Genomic DNA, 19,671 nt, shown 5'->3' with positions numbered 1-19,671 from the left:
CCTTATATTTGAATTGATAAAATAAAATTAATGAAGAAGTTACTTTTAGTGTTCGTCCTGATTATTTCACAGTCCTTTTTTGCGCAGACCGCCAAAGAAATTATTGATAAAAACATTGAATTGTCCGGAGGATTAACCAATTGGAAACTATTAAATTCAGTATTGCTGCAGGGAAGAGTTATTCTGGGAATTAAGGATGAATATCCTATCAAAATTTATCAGCAGCGTCCGAATCTTACCAAAACCGTCATTACCATTAGCGGAAAAGATACAGCCATTGAAGGCTACGACGGATCAAAAGGATATGCAATGAATTATGCGACCAACAAAGTTCAGGAATACGCAGGATATGTAGCGGAAAGTTTCGACAATGATTTTATAGACTGGGAAAATAAAGGATTTGAAGCGAAATATTTAGGCAAAGAAGTTGTAGGAAATATTTACTGTCATAAAGTGGAATTAACGAAAAACGTTAACAAAAACATCTATTATTTCGACACAAAAAACTATATGTTGCTGAAAGAAGTAAAAAAAGATGAAACTTTATCGTATTCAGATTATAAAAAAGTCGGAAATTTATCCATGCCTTTCAGGATAGAATCTTCCAGTGCAAAAAAAGACGGAGATTACGTAATGCTCATCAACAGGATTGATATTAATAAGGTATTTCCTGCCAATACATTTAAATTTTAAATCAGATAATAAAATTGAGTTATGAAAAAGTTATTTTTAATGTTCTTATCAGTTGTTGCATTTTTCAATAGCTGTGCTCAGAAAAAAAGTGAAGAATCTAAAGCCAAAACCAAAGAACTTATGGGAAAATCAATATACGATTTCAAGGTTGATGCCTTGGAAGAAGGAAAGCAGATTAATTTTGCAGATTTTAAAGGAAAGAAAATCCTAATTGTAAATACTGCTTCAGAATGTGGATTCACTCCTCAATATGCTGATCTTGAAAAAGTTGCTGAAGAATATAAAGACAAATTGGTCGTGGTAGGATTTCCTGCCAACAATTTCGGAGGTCAGGAACCGGGAAGCAATAAAGAAATCGGAGCTTTCTGCCAGAAAAATTACGGAGTAACATTTCCAATGGCTGCCAAAGTTTCAGTAAAAGGAAGCGACACAGCTCCAATCTTCCAATATTTAACGGAAAAAGATCTAAATGGAGTAAAAAATACAACCATCCTTTGGAATTTTACTAAATTTTTGGTAGATGAAAACGGAAAACTAATCGATTCTTTCGTAAGTACAACAAAACCAACGGACGAAGCGATTACCAAATATTTGAAATAACTAATTGTTGAATGGATTTTCTGGATCGGTTTGAAGCCTGTATCATGAGCGGAGCCATTGGCGATGCATGGGGAAGCAGTTATGAAAATGAAGTTAAAACCGATGATTCGCAGATTTACTATTTAGGAAAAAGGAATATCAGGCGAAGAATTTGGAGTATTACAGATGATACTCAGATGACTTTAGCAACTTGTGAAGTTTTAACTGAAGGTAAATTTAATCCTGAAAATCTTATCAATAAGTTTACACAATATTACAGAAGCAACAAATTAACAGGAATTGGAGCTTCTACACTTAAGGCAATTTTAGACACCGAAGCCGGAATTCACTGGAGTCAGGCTGGAAGAATCGGAGAATATGCCGCAGGAAACGGAGGAGCAATGAGGATTGCTCCTTTCGCTTTTTTTCAGGATATAACGAGATCAGATATTTACGAAGCCTGTAAGGTAACGCATAGAAATGATGAAGCTTTTGCCGGAGCTTTGGCTGTCTTTCTTTCCATAAAAACAATTCTGAATTCCGAATGGAATGGAAAAAATAATCTTTTTGACATCATTATTCCTGAAATTCCTGACACGAACGTAAAAGACAGATTAATTGAAATCAATTCCAAAGGAAATCAATGCTCAATTTCAGAAATATCCAAATTGGGCAATAATGGATATGTAGTCAATTCTGTTCCGTTTGCAATTTTTTGCGCCACTAAAATTCTGGATTTAGGATTGGAAAAAATGTTTCAGGAAATTATTGATTCAGGAGGAGATACAGATACCAACGCTTCAATTGCCGGACAGATTGCAGGAACATTAATCGGAACCAAAAATATTCCTGAAGAATTAATTTTAAAACTGAAAAATTTACAGGATTATAATTGGATCAAAGAAATTATTGAGACAACAAAACATAAAATAGGTTAAAATTTTAATCATTGCTCTTCTCCGCGAAACAAAAAATATTTCCCAGCTTTATACTGGAATATCCATTGCTTTTAATCTTGGATGAATTAATCATTGCTTTTGCCAGAACATCTGTCGGTAAAGGTTTCTGACTTTCCAACAGTCCTAATTTATTGGCAAATTTAATAATACGGCTTCCCAAAACTTCACCAGCTCTGTCGGAATCTTTCCTTTCAAGCATTCCGGGTTTGAAAATAGTAATCTTGTTGAAATGTAACTGTTTTACAGCATCTTCCAATTCTCCCTTCATTTTAGAATAGAAAATTTTAGATTGGGGATTCGCTCCGTAAGCAGAAACCAGAATATAATCGTCTACATTATTTTCTTTTGCAGCTTTTGCAAATTCGTACTGATAATCAAAATCCACTTTTCTTTGTGCTTCCTTGCTTCCGGCGGCTTTTAAAGTTGTTCCGAGACACGAAAATGCAACATCACCTTTTACTTCACTTTTCCACTCTTCAGGTTTTTCAAAATTAACGATATGCACCTTAAGTTTATCATTTTCAATTTCAAGAGGTTTTCTCACAAAAACATTTACTTCTTCAAAATCTTTATCCTGAAGTAGCTGATTCACAAGGTCTTTTCCTGTAGCACCTGTTGCGCCGATAACTAAAGCTTTCATAAAGAATTTGATTTTAATTAATAATTGAAGAATTTCCCTACTAAATTTACAAAATTTTAATAATATTGAACTCGCAATTTTTAAACCAATTAAATGGACGCCAACGAAATTCTGGAATATTGTTTATCGAAAAAAGGAGTAACCGAAAGTTTTCCTTTTGATAATGAAACACTTGTACTAAAAGTAGGAACAAAAGTATTTTTATTGATGGGTCTTGAAAGACAGCCTCTCGGAATCAATGTAAAAACCGATCCGGAATGGAGCGCAGAACTTCGCGAACAACATCCGCAAATTACAGGTGCTTATCACATGAACAAAACTCATTGGAATTCTGTGGTTGTAGACGGTTTAAGAAAAGATTTAATTCTGAAAATGATCGATCAGTCGTATGAACTGGTCTTTAAATCTTTGACGAAAAAAACTCAAAACACAATTACTAATCCATTATAAAACTAAATCGAAAACATGAGGAAAATATTAATTTCCGCTTTCTACTTCTTATCAGTGAGTGCATTTGCACAGTCTAAGGAGCAAACTAAAACCTGGGAACTTTTACTTAATAATAAGAGAGAAGAAGCAAGAAACTTTTACGATAAAAATTTAAAGGCAGAGAAAAATAAAGACTTTGAAAATCTTTTTCTTGATGCTTTAATAAATGAAGAAATGGGCGAGATGATTTTTGACGATACTTTCGTTAAAAATCTGGCAAATCTTAAAGTAGATGAATTTTATCTTTACCCGATCTACAAAAAAAGTTTTGTGATAGGGGATACGGATACAAACGGGCTTGATGACAATTCATATAAAAAAATAGATTTTCTTGCTCAGGATCCGATCTATGGACAGAATAATTCTGTAATTGAATATAAATCAACACTCGACAGACTGAGAAAAAATCCTAAAAGCGCAGATGAATACCTTACCAAAATCGGAAGAATTGATAAATGGCAGTTTGCAGGCGTATTTGAAAATCTAAACGGAAGCGGTCTTTACAATGAGTATGAACCTGAAACGTATGCCAAAAACGATAAGCTTTTCAATGCTAACAGCTTTGGAAACGTAGGTTGGTACAACAGAAAATTCCCCACAAATGACGGTTTCGAATTTTTTACCAATGAAACTGAGTACGGAAGAGGAATTGTTTATGCGCAGAGCTTTATAGAAAATCCTTCAGAAAGAAAGATTCTTTTTGAAGTTGATACCAATGCAGAATTCAGACTATTTATAAATGATGCCGAAGTTTTGTCAAGCACAAGCGAAGGTTATTCTAATCTGGGATCACATCTGGTAGAAGTTACACTCCCGAAAGGAACGAACAGGATTTTGCTGAAGTTTGACATGAAAGAAACTAAAAATGCTTTTATGGTAGTTCCTTTTAATGAAAATTTTCAGAAAATAACTGATCTGAAGTATTTTAATACTTATAAAGAGTACCAGAAAAGTACGGCCTCACAGTTGCAGGCAAAAGAACTGCCGTTGAGATTTGAAAAAGAGCTGAAAGAAAAAGTAGTACAGAATCCTAAGAGCTTTTTTTATAAATATTTATTGGCAACGGGTTACCTTAATAACCATCAGAATGATCAGGCAAAAGAAATTATTGATGATCTGTTAAAAACATATCCTAAAGCTTCTTTAATTCAGGGACTTTTAACTGCCTATTATTTGAATATTGAAGATAAGGAAAAGGTGAATGAGGTTTTTAAAAACATTGAAATTAATGACTCCGAGTATTTTCTTGTTCCGCTTCTGAAAATGATGGATGGAGAAAAGTTTCAGAATATGTCTATTCAGGAGCTTGAAAAAAGCAGGGATATTTTAAATAAAACAAAAGCCAAGTCAATCGGCGAATTCTTCGATGTCGTTATTGCCATGAGAAACCGTGATATGGATAAAGCAAAAGCCCATATTGCAAATCTTAAAAAAAGCTTTGCCAATAACGAAAAGTTTTTTACCATTTTCACAACTCTGGAGGATATCGACAAAAAAGACCAGAGTACAACCATTAAAAAATTTGAGGAAATTTTAGCCCAAAAAAACAGTCCCGATGTGATGAATACACTTTTCAGCATGTATCAGAATGCGAATAGAGTGGAAGATCAAAAGAAAATTCTGAAAAAGTATATTGAGTTATATCCTTCCATGAATTCTTTCAGAATACAGTATATTGATCTTTTGGATGATAATTTTCAGAATCCTGAATATGGAACTGAACTTGAAGATGCTTTGGCAAACTTCCCTTATTCTTACACTTTACTGGCTGCAAAAGCTGAATATCTTGCAAAGCTTAACAAAAAAAGCGAAGCCATACAGCTTGCAAAACTTTCTCTGAGCCATAATACGGAAAATGAGCAGATGCATAAACTTGTGAGGGATCTTGACCAGACACAGGACGAGATCGATCAGGTAAGCATCAAGGATCTTTACAAATTGGTAAAAGACAGAAGAGCAAAATCGGCAAAAGGTAAAAAAGGAGTAACAACGCTTTTGGACGAATACATCGTAAATGTTTATCCTGAAGGCGGTTTCAAAAAAAGAAGCACCTATGCTTATGAAATTACTTCCGAAAGCGGAATTGAAGAACTGAAAGAATACGGAATCAATTATTATGATGATGTATTGAAATCTGAAATCGTAAAGCCCGACGGAAGCATTATTCCGGGTGAAAAATCATCGGAACAGATTGTTTTTACAAATCTTGCAGTAGGAGATGTTATTTTAATCCAGAAAGAAAGTCTGGAAAGAAACAGCGGAAGGTTTTATAAAGATTTTAATCTAAGTTCCTATTTTAATTCAGAATATCCTGTTACAGAATCTATTTTTACGGTAATTACTCCGGAAAATATAAATTATCAGGTAAAAAGTAACAACAGAGAAGTTGCTTCAACGAAGAAAAAGATAGCAGGAAAATTATACCAGACATGGAAGCTGGATAATCTGGAGGAAGTTAATTTTGATGAATATTACGGGCCAAGTTATTACGATGCAACAATCTCTGTAACAATAAATTCAATTAAAACATGGCAGGAAATTGCCAATTGGTATGCGGATCTTACCAAAAAGAGTCTGGTTTCTGATAAAGTTGTTGAAAAAGCTTTTAAAGAAATTTTTCCGGATGGAACTTCCGGTCTTACGGAAACGGAAAAGGCCGAGAAAATTTATAATTACATCGAAAAAAATGTAACATACAGCTCTGTAGATTTTAGGCAAAGCGGTTATATTCCGCAAAAACCATCCAAAACGTTAGCTACAAAACTGGGAGACTGTAAAGACCTTTCGACATTGTTTGTTATTCTTGGAAATCAGGCAGGTTTGAAATCTAATCTGGTTTTGGTTCAGACCAATGATAATTCTGTGCAGCGTCTTATTCTTCCCAATTTAAGTTTCAATCACTGTATTGTTAAGGTAAATTTAGACGGTAAAGAAACGTTCCTTGAAATGACGGATAAGTTTCTGCCGTTCAATTCTACAGTGAAAGGAAATTATAAAGCAAAAGGACTTGTCATAAATACAGATAAAACGACGGGATCTGCGGATCTCATTGAAATTCCGGTTGATAATAATTCTAAAGCATTATTCAGAACAATAAGTGAAGTAAGCGTAAATGGAGATGACCAGAGTTTCATTACCAAACAATTTGTGATGGGAGAAGCCAAAAGTTATTACAACGATTTCTTTCAGGATTCGCAGACTGATGAGTCCCGTAAAAAAAATATGGAAGAAATATTTGGTTCAACATTGGATAAAGTAATCAGCGTTAAAAATGTAAAACTTATTGAAGGAAAAGATCTTACACCAAAACCTCTTGCGTATGAAGTTCAGTTCAATATTAAAGACAAACCGCAGTCTGTTGGAAGTCTGAAGATTATGAAGATTCCATTTGCTTCCAAACCTTTTACAAAAGAAATAGTGGCAACGGAAAAAAGGACGACCGATATTCAGTATACAAAATACGAAAAGGAAAACAAATATCATGAAGAAATATATCTGAATATTCCTGAAAGCATGAAGTTTATTGAAATTCCTGAAAATAAAACGCTGGCTTACAATAATTTTAAATATTCAATTACCTACGAATTGCAGAAAAATAATAAACTGAAAATTATAAGAACGGCAGATACACCTTGGGATAATATTAAAGCATCGCAATATCCTGAATTCAAAAAGTTTGTGGAAGAAGCAATTAATGCAGATAACCAGATTCTGGGTTATAAATAATAAATAGAGAAAATGCTTACAAAATCTGTAAGCATTTTTTTATTTTAAAACAGAAATTCTTCCGTTAATCTTTTATCATCGTCTAATCTTTCAATCAGTTTTTCAAGCCCTTCGAATTTAATTTCATCATGAAGAAAATCTCTGAATTTTACGGTAATTTTTTCATCATAAATATCACCATCAAAATCAAGGATATAAACTTCCACAGTAAGTTTTTCGCCATTTACGGTCGGATTGGTTCCAACGCTTAACATTCCTTTATACTGCTGATTTTTCACAAAAACTTCAACAATATAAGCTCCTTTTTTAGGCAAAAGTTTAATGGATTCCGTTTCGATATTGGCGGTGGGATAACCTATTGTTCTTCCGATCTTCTTCCCGTGAACAACTGTTCCGGAAACAGAGTAGGAGTATCCCAACATTTCATTGGCTTCTTTAATATTTCCTGAAGAAAGTGCATTGCGGATTTTCGTAGAACTGATGTTATTCTCGTGAATATTAATGGCTTCCATCTGTTCAACTTCAAAATTCAGTTCTCTGGAAAGTTTCTGAAGCAGTTCAAAATTTCCGCTTTTATTTTTTCCGAATGAATGATCGTAACCGATGATCAGATATTTTACATTCAGTTTTTCAATTAAAATCTGGCGGACAAATTCTTCTCCGGTTAAATTTCTGAATTCTTCATCAAATTCTTTTAGAAATAAATTCTCAATATTGTATTTTTCCATCAGAAATTTTTTTTCTTCCAACGTATTCAGAAGTTTAAGATTTTCATCTGGATTAAAAACAAATCTCGGATGCGGCCAGAAAGTAAGGACAGCGGTTTCCAGATCGTTCTGGGAACCCACTTTAATTAATTCATCTATAATACTTTTATGCCCAAGATGAACCCCGTCGAACATTCCTAAAGATAGCGCTAATGGCTTCTGAGAGGTATAATCTTTAAAATTTTTGAAAACTTTCAAACCGGAAAAATTTTGACTGCAAATATAGGAAATAATGTAACAATGTATCAATATAACGGCTGGGCAATATTTTAATCTGTAATTATTGTTATATTGCTAAACGAACAGTTTTTTAGACTTATAAAAAGATATGATAAAAATCTGTTTTTTACCAATTGCAGGTTTATGAAGAATCATTATATTTGCACCAAGAAAAAATTTAGCAATGGCAAACCAAATTAAAGGTAAAATTTCTCAAATTATTGGTCCGGTAATCGACGTTGTCTTCAGTGATGTGGAAGCAGTTCCAGCGATCTATGATGCGTTAGAAATTACAAAAGAAAACGGTGAAAAAGTAGTTTTAGAGGTAGAACAGCATATTGGCGAAGATACAGTAAGATGTATCGCAATGGACGCTACTGACGGTCTTAAAAGAGGGCAGGACGTAATCGGATACGGAAATCCTATTATGATGCCAATCGGTGAGGCAGTAAACGGAAGACTATTCAACGTTGTTGGTGATGCTATCGACGGACTTCAAAATATATCTAACGAAGGTGGTCTGCCAATTCACAGACCAGCTCCAAAATTTGATCAGCTTTCAACTTCTGCAGAAGTTTTATTTACAGGTATCAAAGTAATCGACCTTATCGAGCCTTACGCAAAAGGAGGTAAAATTGGTTTGTTCGGTGGTGCAGGTGTAGGTAAAACCGTATTGATTCAGGAGTTGATTAACAATATTGCAAAAGGACACGGAGGTCTTTCAGTTTTTGCCGGAGTAGGTGAAAGAACGAGAGAAGGAAATGACCTTTTGAGAGAGATGTTGGAATCTGGAATCATCAAGTATGGTGACGATTTCATGCACTCTATGGAAAACGGAGGTTGGGATCTTTCTAAAGTAGATTTAGAAGCAATGAAAGATTCTAAAGCAGCATTCGTTTTCGGACAGATGAACGAGCCACCTGGTGCAAGAGCGAGAGTAGCACTTTCCGGTCTTACATTAGCTGAGTATTATAGAGATGGTGGAGAAAGCGGACAGGGTAGAGACGTACTTTTCTTCGTAGACAATATCTTCCGTTTTACACAGGCTGGTTCTGAGGTATCTGCACTTTTAGGTCGTATGCCATCTGCGGTAGGTTACCAACCGACACTAGCTTCTGAGATGGGAGCGATGCAGGAAAGAATTACTTCTACTAAAAATGGTTCAATTACTTCAGTACAGGCGGTTTACGTACCTGCGGATGACTTAACTGACCCGGCTCCTGCAACTACGTTTGCTCACTTGGATGCCACAACGGTACTAGACAGAAAAATTGCTTCATTGGGTATTTATCCTGCGGTAGATCCATTGGCTTCTACTTCAAGAATCCTGGCTCCTGAGATTATCGGGGAAGAACATTATAACTGTGCACAGAGAGTAAAAGAAATCCTTCAGAGATACAAAGCGCTTCAGGATATTATCGCGATCCTTGGTATGGAAGAACTTTCTGAAGAAGACAAATCAGTTGTTTACCGTGCAAGAAAAGTTCAGAGATTCCTTTCTCAGCCTTTCCACGTAGCAGAACAGTTTACAGGTATTCCTGGATCTTTGGTAGACATCAAAGATACCATTAAAGGATTCAACATGATCATCGATGGTGAATTGGATCACTTGCCGGAAGCTGCTTTCAACCTTAAAGGAACCATTGAAGAAGCAATCGAAGCAGGACAAAAAATGTTAGCTGATAACGCTTAAGAAATTTTAAATGTTAAATTTTAGATTTTAGATTGAATTTCAATAATTTATAATTTAAAATCTATAATCTATAATTTCATAAAAATGAATATAAAAATTTTAACACCAGAATACGTAGTTTTTGAAGGAGAAGTAGACTCAGTATTACTGCCTGGAAAAAATGGTGAATTCCACATCATGCAAAACCACGCAGGAATTGTTTCTTCTTTAATCGGTGGTAAAGTAAAATTATACGCTAAATCTATCGATGAAGCTTATTCAAAATACTTTACGAAAGAAAATGAGAAAGATTCAGTTTTTTCTTACCCTATCAAAAGCGGTGTTGTAGAATTTAATCATAATAAAGGAATTATCCTTTGTGAATAATTAAATGAAAAGCTAAATATATTTTCAAGAAAGTGTAACAATTCGTTACACTTTTTTTATTTTTGTATGAATTTGGTTTTATGAAGGGATTTTTAATTATTTTATTTTCAGTTTTCGGGTTGCTTTTCAATGCTCAGACGGTTAAAATTAAAAGAGGAATTGTGGATCTTGAAGGAATTCATGTCGCAAAACTGTCCTATAAAAGTGGAATATATACTTTTATGGATCTTAAAGAAACTCCAATTTATACAATAGAATTTGTAGATAAAAGTGTGGTTGATTCTGTACGCGACAGTTACATCAAGCTAAAAAGAATTTATAATCAGGACAAAACGCTCGATCTGGACTATATTTCGCCATCTGCATTTTCAGGGGAAGAAAAATCGGCAGCTTACACCTGTGTTAAAAGTCTGAAGATCATTGATGAAAGAGGAATCAATATCAAAAACTTAGATGAGCTTTTTAAAAATTCTCCTAAAAGGAAGCTTGATACCAAAACAAAAGATGCTTATACCATCCGAACTAAAATTGATAAATTAAATATTACGGTCAATAATGTTGGTGAAATTTTAAGTAACGGAAAACCAGTGGGTTATTTTACCAATTTACCGGCAAGTTTTGGTTCCGATGACACAGTTACGGATAAAACATTTGTTGATATTGAAATTTATGATGCCAACAGCAAATACATCGGGAAATACATTACGACAACCAAACAGATTAAATCTGCGGGAGGAAAAACCTTTACTCTGTACCGCGAAATGTCCGGAAGAGCATCTCTTTTAAAATTCCCAACCTACAAAGCTATTGCCGAAAGAATGGCAATTATGGATCCGAATTTTATAAAAATTCAGGAAAAAGTAATTGTGGGTGAAGTCACAAAGGACGGTGTTCAAAAGTAAAAATCATCAATAGGAACGGGCTTTATCCCGTTTAACACTGATATAAATTCAATTGGCTTTAGCCAAAATATAAAAAAGCTTCATATTTTTTTTGAAGCTTTTCCTATTTCATTTTTCTGGTTAGAACTTGTAAATAATTTAAGCCTGAGATTTTTTTAATCTACAAACTCAAAATCACTCCATTCTCTTTCAATTGCTGCATCGGTTTAGAAAACCAGAATAATTCAAAATCTTCAAAATTTTCTTCGAATTGAGTTTTCAATTGTTGCAAAGTTGGCTTTTTTAAATTTTCAATTGGATAATCACTAAACATTTTCATGAGCCATTCTGCGTATTCCTGCTCTAAATCTATACTCACAACATTGGTTTTTAAGTGCGCTGTAATTTTCGTGTACGTATAAATATGTTTCTTTTTATTTTTTACGCGATTCTCAGCGATTACATTTTTGGCTAAAAATAGAACTTTAGAATTTCCTTTAAAAACAAAATCATCATCTTCCAGAAGACAGTCATGAATATAATCCGGATGAACGGTCGTTCTCGGAATTTTAAAATCAAACCATTCCTGAAGAGGAAGTTCGAAATTGATTCCGTGCATATAATTGAACAGAGATTTTTTTAAACCAAAGCTGAACTTTCCATGATCGATTCCAGTTTTGTCTGTAAAATCAACATCGTTGTTCGCAAATAGAATTTCCTGCTTAATCGGAGTAACGCCAAATTCTTCAGGATTAATTCCGACAGGTGAATGCGCCGTCATAGCAAACTGATGCCAGAATCCACTTTGTAATATTCCCATCTCAAAAAGCTGACGAACCATTTCCAGAGAATCCACGGTTTCCTGAATAGTCTGGGTAGGGTAGCCATACATTAAATAAGCATGGATCATGATTCCGGCTTCTGTAAAATTTCTTGTTACTTTAGCAACTTGTTCCACAGAAATTCCTTTATCAATCAATTTCAGCAGACGGTCACTTGCAACTTCCAATCCACCTGAAACCGCTACACAACCTGAAAGTTTCAAAAGAAAACACAGATCTTTGGTGAAACTTTTTTCAAAACGAATATTCGTCCACCACGTTACGACCAAATTTCTTCGTAAGATTTCTAAAGCAACTTCACGCATCAATGCAGGAGGAGCTGCTTCATCTACAAAATGAAATCCTGTTTCTCCAGTTGTAAGGATCAACTCTTCCATTCTGTCAACCAGAATTTTAGCTGAAATCGGTTCGTAAATTTTAATATAATCTAAAGAAATATCGCAAAAAGTACATTTACCCCAATAACATCCATGTGCCATTGTGAGCTTATTCCATCTTCCGTCACTCCACAAACTGTGCATCGGATTGGCAATTTCAATTACCGAAATGTATTTATCTAATTGTAAATCTGTATAATCGGGAGTTCCGATATCGGCTTGCTTATAATCGTGTCTTGTGGAATTATTTTTATAAGTAACTTCTCCGTTTTCAAGTAAAAAAGTTCTTTTGACTTCGACAGGCTCAGTCACCTTCGAAATTATATTTTGATAAAGCAATTCAATTGGAAGCTCTCCATCATCCAAAGTAATAAAATCAAAAAACTCAAAAACTCTTTTATCTTTTAATTCTCTTAATTCAGTATTCGGAAATCCGCCGCCCATTGCAGTTTTAATGTGCGGATAATTTTTTTTGATATATTTCGCGCAACGAAAAGCAGAATATAAATTTCCGGGAAAAGGAATGGAAAAACAAATCAGTTTTGGCTGAACAAGCTCTAATTTTTCCTGAAGAATCTTTAAAGTAAAATCATCTATAAAAGTAGCTTCGCCGCAAATTTTAGAATAAAGTTCATCAAAAGAATTGGCACTTTTTCCTAATCTTTCCGCATAACGGCTGAATCCAAAATCAGGATCAATATTTTCAACAATATAATCCGAAAGATCTTCTAAATACAAAGTAGCCAAATGTTTGGCTTTGTCCTGAAGTCCCATATTTCCGAAAGCAAATTCCATATCATCAAGCTGATTGAATCGGGAAGCTTCCGGAAGAAAGTTCATCGAACAGATTTGTCTTGCCAACGTTGGGGTTTTACCCTGTAAAAAAGTAATAACCTGATCGATCGTTTTGATATATTCTTCTTTTAAAACGTAAATTCTTTGAGCATTTTCTGAAATGGTATGAAGATCAATTTCCTGATTAAAAATCTTCTGAAGTCCGTCTTTCGAAAATAATTCCAAAATGACCTCAATTCCCAAATCTGTCTGAAAGCTGGAAATATTTTTGGTATTCAGAAAACCTTTAATATAAGCTGTTGCAGGATAAGGCGTGTTGAGCTGTGTGAAAGGCGGAGTAATGAGAAGTAGATCTTTCAAGAAAAAATTTTTGCAAAGTTATTTTAAATATTCAGATTTTGAAAATTTATGATAGGTTTTAAAACAAAAACCACTGATCGAATGTCAGTGGTTCTTAAATTTATTTTATATTCAGATTAAATTTCTTTGAAACTTAAACCTTGTTCTGCCAACAGTTTTTGTTCCTGCTCTTTGTAATAGCCACTTACCAGTTTATCGTGAATGGCTTCAAACGCAGCAAGAGTTTCATTAATTTCAGCATCGGTGTGAGAAGCTGTAGGAATTAATCTTAACAAGATCATTCCTTTCGGAATTACAGGATATACCACTACCGAAGTAAAGATTCCGTAGATTTCTCTTAGATCTTTCACCAAAAGAGTTGCTTCCACCGGAGTTCCCTGCATCATAACGGGAGTTACGCAAGTGTTTGTATCTCCAATGTTAAAGCCTCTTTCTTTAAGACCATTCTGTAATTTGTAAGTATTTTCCCAAAGTTTTGCTTTGATTTCCGGTCTTGTTCTCAACAGTTCCAGTCTTTTTAAACCTCCGATTACCATTGGCATCGTTAAAGATTTAGCAAAAATCTGAGATCTTAAATTGAATTTCAGGTATCTGATAATTTCTTTATCACCCGCGATGAAAGCTCCAAAACCTGCCATTGATTTGGCAAAAGTAGAGAAGTAAACATCAATCTGATCCTGACAACCCTGTTCTTCACCAGCTCCGGCTCCTGTTTTTCCAAGAGTTCCGAATCCGTGAGCGTCATCAACTAAAAGTCTGAATTTATATTTTGATTTTAATTCACAGATTTCTTTTAATTTACCTTGCTGTCCTCTCATTCCGAAAACCCCTTCGGTAATTACTAAAATTCCTCCTCCTGTTTCTTCAGCTACTTTCGTTGCTCTTTCAAGATTTTTTTCAAGACTTGCAATATCGTTGTGTCTGTACGTAAATCTTTTTCCTGCGTGAAGTCTTACACCGTCTACGATACAAGCGTGAGAATCAACATCATAAACGATTACATCATTTCTTCCTACCAAAGCATCAATGGTAGAAACCATTCCCTGATAACCGAAATTTAATAAATATGCAGATTCTTTCTGAACAAAATCAGCCAGTTCTTTTTCCAATTGCAAATGCTGCTCAGTTTCTCCCGACATTGCTCTTGCACCCATCGGATAAAACATTCCGAATTCTGCAGCTGCTTTTGCATCAGCCTCCAGAACTTCAGGATGATTACACATTCCTAAATAATCATTAGCACTCCAGAAAATAACTTCTCTTCCCTGAAACTGCATTCTCGGTCCGATAGGTCCTTCTAATCTGGGGAAAATGAAATACCCTTCACCATAATCTGCAAATTGTCCAAGAGGTCCTGGATTTTCTTTTATTCTGTCAAAAATATCCAACATTTTATTAATATTTTAAGTAAAAAAGCCTTTTGTAATCACAAAAAGGCTTGATTTGTATAAATTTTTCGTCCTTATTTAATGAATTCAGTTTTAAAAACTTCATCGTAGTTGTGCACACAGTTGTTTACAAACCCCTGTTCAGCCATCCATTTATCACTGTATACTTTAGTAATATATCTTGAACCGTGATCAGGATAAATCAACACAATCAGGTCATTTTCAGAAAATTCATGAGATTGCGCATATTGCATTAAAGCCTGTGTAACAGCTCCTGTAGTATATCCTCCCATAATTGCCTCTTTTAAAGCGATTTCACGGGTTCTGTAAGCAGACATTTCGTCATTTACTCTTACAAATTCATCTACTTTGTCGAAAAGAAGGGCAGAAGGAATTAAATTTTTTCCCATTCCTTCAATCTGATAAGGATGAACATCTTCTTTGTGGATTTCTCCGGTTTCGTGGTAGCTTTTCAGGATAGATCCGTCTGCATCCACACCAATGATTTTAATATCCGGATTTTTCTCTTTTAAAAATTTTGCTGAACCTGACAGAGTTCCTCCGGTTCCTGTACACGCAAACAGGTGAGTTACTTTTCCCTGAGTCTGTTCCCAGATTTCAGGACCTGTGGTCTGATAATGCGCATCAATATTCAATTCGTTGAAATATTGATTGATATAAACGGAATTTGGAGTTTCTGAAGCAATTCTTTTGGCTACTTCATAATAAGATCTCGGATCATCTGCGGGAACATTAGCGGGACAGATATAAACAGTAGCTCCTAAAGCCTTTAAGTAAGCTATTTTTTCAGGCTTTGTTTTGTCACTTACTGCAAGAATACATTTATATCCCTTGATGATACAAACCATGGCAATAGAGAATCCTGTATTTCCTGAAGTAGTTTCTACCACTACGGAATCTTCTTTTAATAAACCTTTTTTCTCAGCGTTTTCTATAATATGAAGTGCGATTCTATCTTTTGTGGAATGTCCAGGATTATATGATTCTAACTTGGCATAAACGGTTGCAGGAATATCTTTCGTCACAGTGTTAAGCTTCACCATAGGAGTATTTCCTATTAGGCCAAGTATATTATCGTAAACATTACTCATTATTTGTTATTTTTCAATAAAAATCTGACGGCAAAAATACAAAAAAATAAATTTATTTCTAAACTTTTGTTTGATTTCTAACCTCTAAAATAGATAAAAAATTGTTTTCTGTTACTATCTAAAGATGAAACTTTTCAAAAAGCGAGCCAAAATCTTTAAATTTTGTTAAAAACCGTCTAAAATCATATAAAAGCCTTATTTTCGCGTAATTGATTTAATACTATGAAAAATTGGACTTTTAAGCAATGGAACACCGTTCTCGGATGGGTTGTTTTCGTCATTGCATTTTTCACGTACTTGTCCACCATAGAACCGAATTTCAGTTTTTGGGATTGTGGCGAGTATATTTCCTCGGCGGTAAAACTTGAAGTAACGCACGCTCCGGGAGCGGCTTTATTCCAGATTGTGGGTGCTGTGGCAGCCATTTTTGCTTTAGGAAAGGGCGAAAATTATTCTATCGTGATCAACGCGATGTCTGCATTGTTTAGTGCGTTTACGATCTTGTTTTTGTTCTGGACAATTACCCATTTCGTAAGAAGACTTTTAAACAAAGATTTTGATGACATTACAAAACATCAGGAAATTTCTATTCTTTTTGCAGGAGTTGTAGGAGCGTTATGCTTCACCTTTTCAGATACCTTCTGGTTCTCTGCGGTAGAAGGGGAAGTTTATTCGATGGCATCTATGTTTATTGCACTTTTGGTCTGGTTAATTACCAAATGGGAGAATGAATATCAGGCGAAGGACAGCGAGAGATGGATTATTTTAATTTTCTTCATTTTAGGACTTTCAGTAGGAGTTCACATGATGTGTATGTTGGCAATTCCTGCGATCTGTTTTGTGTACTACGCGAGAAACTACACTTTTACCTGGAAGAATTTTCTTTGGGCAAATGTGATTACGCTGGTAATTTTAGCAATCGTTTTTAAAGGGATTTTCCCATTGATCATGACGATGTTCGGGAAACTTGAGATTTTCTTCGTAAACGGTTTAGGTCTTCCTTTCCATTCCGGAACTATTGCTGCTTTTGTTTTAATGGTTGTCATCTGTTACTTCCTGATCTCTTATGCAGGAAAGATGAAGAAAAATGTTTATCAGACAATTGCATTATCCATTGTTTTCATGATGATCGGTTTTTCATGCTGGATGGTAATTCCTATCAGAGCAAACGCAAATCCGCCAATGAACCTTAATGATCCGGACAACGCCATCGGAATGCTGGATTATTATAACAGAGAACAATATGGAGACTGGCCTACAATTTATGGTCAGAATTATACCGCTTTCTTAGATGCAAACGGAATTGAGAAAAAAGAAGACGGAAGTTTTAATACTGTGAAAACGGGAGAAATCTACGAAAAAGACGAGAAAACAGGAACGTACAGAAAAACAGGAGACCGATTCAATTATGTTTTCAATAAAGCACACGTAGGTTTTATGCCTAGAATGTTTAATGAGGACAAAGATGTAATGGCTAACTACATTTCAATGTACGGTGCGCCGGATTTCACCTTTAATTACAGTAATGAAGATGTTGCAGACAGCCCTGAAGCAAAGCAGATTTTCGACGAATTAAGAAAGAAATATGAAGACGGATCGATCACGGCTGCAGATTATTTAAAAGTAAAACCGTATAACTTAATCAATGTTCAGAAGCCTTCTCTGGCTCAGAATATGGATTATTTCATCACGTTCCAGAACGGATATTATTTTGTAAGATATTTAATGTGGAATTACGTAGGTCGCCAGAATGATCTTGAAGGTAACATGGAAAGCACAAGAGGAAACTGGATCTCGGGAATTTCTTTTATTGATGATGCTTTATGGGGAAGTCAGGAAAAAATGCCTGCAAAATTCAAAAATGAAAGTACCGTAAAATTCTTCTTTCTACCTTTAATTTTAGGATTAATCGGATTCTTTTTCCAGCTTAACAGAGATTTCGGAAGATTCTATGCTATGCTTTCAATCTTTGTATTGATGAGTGTGGGAATCGTTTTCTATACCGGAGTAAAGCCTTTCGAACCGAGAGAAAGAGATTATGCAATGGTAGGTTCGTTCTACGTTTTTGCCATCTGGATCGGATTAGGAGCCGGAGCAATTCTTTGGTTCTTGCAGTCTAAAATAAAATCGAATGCAGCAAACATTGTTGCAGGAGTAGTTCTTCTTGGAGTTCCTTTCATGATGGGCTTCCAGAATTATAATGTACATAACAGACACGACAGATATACTTCTTACGATTACGGATATTCTGTATTGAAATCTTTGCCTAAAAACGACATTGTTTTCGTGTACGGAGATAACGACACCTATCCGGTTTGGGCAATTCAGGAGACTGAAAATTTTAGAGACGATGTAAAAGTAGTCAACTTTACACTGGCTTCCACACCTTGGAATATCGATCAGATTAAAAGAAGAACGTACAATGCGGCGCCGGTTCCGGGAGTTTTAACGCATGACGATTACAGAGATGGTGTAAACGACCAGATCTATATGATGAAGAAGGAAGACTGGCAGGGACTTTTCTCAATGTTAAAAGAACAGGGAGCACCTCCAACGGAATTTGCGGAATTCAGAAAATATCTTACTCAGGATTCTATGACGATGAAAGAAGCAATCAGCTTCCTGAAATATACTTCTCCTGCGAAAAACGAACTTCTTAAAATGTATTTCGGGGAAGAAAAATTCGAGAAATACAATATCTTACCTGTAAACAAATTCATTTTACCGGTCAATAAAGAAAATGCAGTAAAATCAGGAATCATTAAAGCAGCAGATCTTCCGGATACAGTTAATCAGATCATGATTACATATAAAGGAAATACGCTGTATAAAAACAATTTAATTCTACTTGATGTTTTGGCACATTTCGACTGGAAAAGACCAATCAACTTCTCTTCAGGAGGAATCTACGACAGCGAAAATATTTTCTTCTTAGACGAGTATCTTCAGTTTGACGGTTTCAGTTACAGATTGGTTCCAATTCATACCCCACCATCACAAGGCGGAGATATGGGAAGAGTAGATGCCAATTCTCTTTACAATGTGGTTAAAAATTTCAGATGGGGTAACTTCAAGAATTTAAATACGCACTTTGACGAAACAGCCACTTCCAACATCATGAGCTACAGATCTTCCGCAAGCAGAGCTGCAGCAGCTTTGGCAACGATGGGGCAAAAAGGAAAAGCACTGGAACTATTGGATTTAGCTTCTAAAGAAATTCCTGCTGAAAAATACAACGATCCCCGTTCCTTAAGCTCAATGGTTTACGGATACATTGTGGCAGGACAGGAGAAAAAAGGATTGCAGCTTGCTGAAGTTCTGAAAAAAGGAATATTTGAAGAATACGATTATTACATGAGTCTGAGCAAATCTGATCAGAGTTATCTGAAAAGACAGATAAGAACAAAACCAATGGAATATTCTTTAGTCATTTCAGCCGTTACAGATGCTTATTCGAAGATTGGAAAGAAAGATAAAGCGTATGATTATCTGATAAAATCCATCGAGCCGATTGATAAGAAATTCAACACTTTTGTAGAAAATCTTAAAGAAATGGGCAAAGAAAAAGCGATGAAGGAATCTGAGCAGGTACAGAAGATCACTCCTTTTTACCAGTATCTTTTCGATGTAATGGAACCTTTTGATTCCACTTACACCAAAGAAAAAGAGGCACAGATCACCAATTCGATTATTAAAGCAACGCAATAATAACAAAACTTAAAACGGAACTTCGGTTCCGTTTTTTTTATATATTGGGATTCAGAAATTTTAAGATTATATTTGCG

14 protein-coding genes are annotated in these 19,671 nt (G+C 35.0%); 9 read left to right on the top strand and 5 right to left on the bottom strand.

All coding sequences use genetic code 11. From position 1 onward, the window contains the following. Positions 1 to 30 precede the first annotated feature (30 nt). Genes H6W52_RS13740 through H6W52_RS13730 form a run of 3 tightly spaced genes read left to right on the top strand, consistent with a single transcriptional unit; the run spans position 31 to position 2,210 of the window. Positions 31 to 693, top strand: coding sequence for a histidine kinase (locus tag H6W52_RS13740; RefSeq protein WP_076390160.1), 663 nt, complete (start codon positions 31 to 33; stop codon positions 691 to 693). Positions 694 to 714: 21 nt separating this feature from the next. Continuing rightward, positions 715 to 1,293 carry a glutathione peroxidase gene (locus H6W52_RS13735; RefSeq protein ID WP_076390161.1) on the top strand — a complete coding sequence of 193 codons (579 nt, stop codon included), beginning with the start codon at positions 715 to 717 and terminating at the stop codon, positions 1,291 to 1,293. Between the two features lie 11 nt (positions 1,294 to 1,304). Then, positions 1,305 to 2,210: an ADP-ribosylglycohydrolase family protein gene (locus tag H6W52_RS13730; RefSeq protein WP_116099162.1), complete on the top strand. Its 906-nt coding sequence runs from the start codon at positions 1,305 to 1,307 to the stop codon at positions 2,208 to 2,210. A 4-nt stretch (positions 2,211 to 2,214) separates the two neighbouring features. Here H6W52_RS13730 and H6W52_RS13725 read toward each other — a convergent pair whose 3' ends face one another. Beyond that, positions 2,215 to 2,871, bottom strand: coding sequence for an NAD(P)H-binding protein (locus tag H6W52_RS13725; RefSeq protein ID WP_116099163.1), 657 nt, complete (start codon positions 2,869 to 2,871; stop codon positions 2,215 to 2,217). Positions 2,872 to 2,964: 93 nt separating this feature from the next. Between H6W52_RS13725 and H6W52_RS13720 the strand changes: the two genes are divergently transcribed. Together H6W52_RS13720 and H6W52_RS13715 are read left to right on the top strand one after the other, a co-directional pair. Beyond that, positions 2,965 to 3,321 (top strand): MmcQ/YjbR family DNA-binding protein, encoded by a 357-nt coding sequence (locus tag H6W52_RS13720; RefSeq protein WP_116099164.1) that lies wholly within the window; start codon positions 2,965 to 2,967, stop codon positions 3,319 to 3,321. 15 nt (positions 3,322 to 3,336) lie between these two features. Next, positions 3,337 to 7,086: a transglutaminase domain-containing protein gene (locus H6W52_RS13715; protein WP_116099165.1), complete on the top strand. Its 3,750-nt coding sequence runs from the start codon at positions 3,337 to 3,339 to the stop codon at positions 7,084 to 7,086. A 44-nt stretch (positions 7,087 to 7,130) separates the two neighbouring features. Here the strand turns inward: H6W52_RS13715 and H6W52_RS13710 are convergent, their stop codons facing one another. After that, on the bottom strand, positions 7,131 to 8,051 hold the full coding sequence (locus H6W52_RS13710) for a bifunctional riboflavin kinase/FAD synthetase (RefSeq protein WP_116099166.1): 921 nt from the start codon (positions 8,049 to 8,051) through the stop codon (positions 7,131 to 7,133). A 205-nt stretch (positions 8,052 to 8,256) separates the two neighbouring features. On the opposite strand from H6W52_RS13710, the gene atpD reads away from it, so the two are divergent. From atpD to H6W52_RS13695, 3 genes are all read left to right on the top strand, one after another. Continuing rightward, positions 8,257 to 9,765, top strand: coding sequence for a F0F1 ATP synthase subunit beta (gene atpD / locus H6W52_RS13705; RefSeq protein ID WP_116099167.1), 1,509 nt, complete (start codon positions 8,257 to 8,259; stop codon positions 9,763 to 9,765). A gap of 84 nt (positions 9,766 to 9,849) precedes the next feature. Next, complete coding sequence (locus H6W52_RS13700) at positions 9,850 to 10,131, top strand: FoF1 ATP synthase subunit delta/epsilon (protein ID WP_076390168.1); 282 nt, start codon at positions 9,850 to 9,852, stop codon at positions 10,129 to 10,131. A gap of 80 nt (positions 10,132 to 10,211) precedes the next feature. Next, complete coding sequence (locus H6W52_RS13695; RefSeq protein WP_116099168.1) at positions 10,212 to 11,033, top strand: hypothetical protein; 822 nt, start codon at positions 10,212 to 10,214, stop codon at positions 11,031 to 11,033. A gap of 160 nt (positions 11,034 to 11,193) precedes the next feature. On the opposite strand, the gene H6W52_RS13690 is transcribed toward H6W52_RS13695, so the two are convergent. The 3 genes from H6W52_RS13690 to H6W52_RS13680 all read right to left on the bottom strand — a co-directional run bounded on the left by H6W52_RS13690 (position 11,194) and on the right by H6W52_RS13680 (position 15,886). Further along, complete coding sequence (locus H6W52_RS13690; protein WP_116099169.1) at positions 11,194 to 13,386, bottom strand: B12-binding domain-containing radical SAM protein; 2,193 nt, start codon at positions 13,384 to 13,386, stop codon at positions 11,194 to 11,196. Between the two features lie 116 nt (positions 13,387 to 13,502). After that, the gene (locus H6W52_RS13685) at positions 13,503 to 14,777 is read right to left on the bottom strand and encodes an aminotransferase class I/II-fold pyridoxal phosphate-dependent enzyme (protein ID WP_116099170.1); all 1,275 of its coding nucleotides are present in this window, start codon (positions 14,775 to 14,777) and stop codon (positions 13,503 to 13,505) included. A gap of 71 nt (positions 14,778 to 14,848) precedes the next feature. Next, on the bottom strand, positions 14,849 to 15,886 hold the full coding sequence (locus tag H6W52_RS13680) for a PLP-dependent cysteine synthase family protein (RefSeq protein WP_087710250.1): 1,038 nt from the start codon (positions 15,884 to 15,886) through the stop codon (positions 14,849 to 14,851). 222 nt (positions 15,887 to 16,108) lie between these two features. Between H6W52_RS13680 and H6W52_RS13675 the strand changes: the two genes are divergently transcribed. Beyond that, positions 16,109 to 19,594 (top strand): DUF2723 domain-containing protein, encoded by a 3,486-nt coding sequence (locus H6W52_RS13675; RefSeq protein ID WP_116099171.1) that lies wholly within the window; start codon positions 16,109 to 16,111, stop codon positions 19,592 to 19,594. The last annotated feature ends 77 nt before the right edge of the window (positions 19,595 to 19,671 follow it).

The organism is Chryseobacterium sp. C2(2020) (assembly GCF_014218915.1).
In the GTDB taxonomy this organism is placed as follows: Bacteria; Bacteroidota; Bacteroidia; order Flavobacteriales; family Weeksellaceae; genus Chryseobacterium; species Chryseobacterium mucoviscidosis.
The sequence above is the reverse complement of the archived record's forward strand: the minus strand, read 5'-3'. Positions and strand labels throughout refer to the sequence as shown.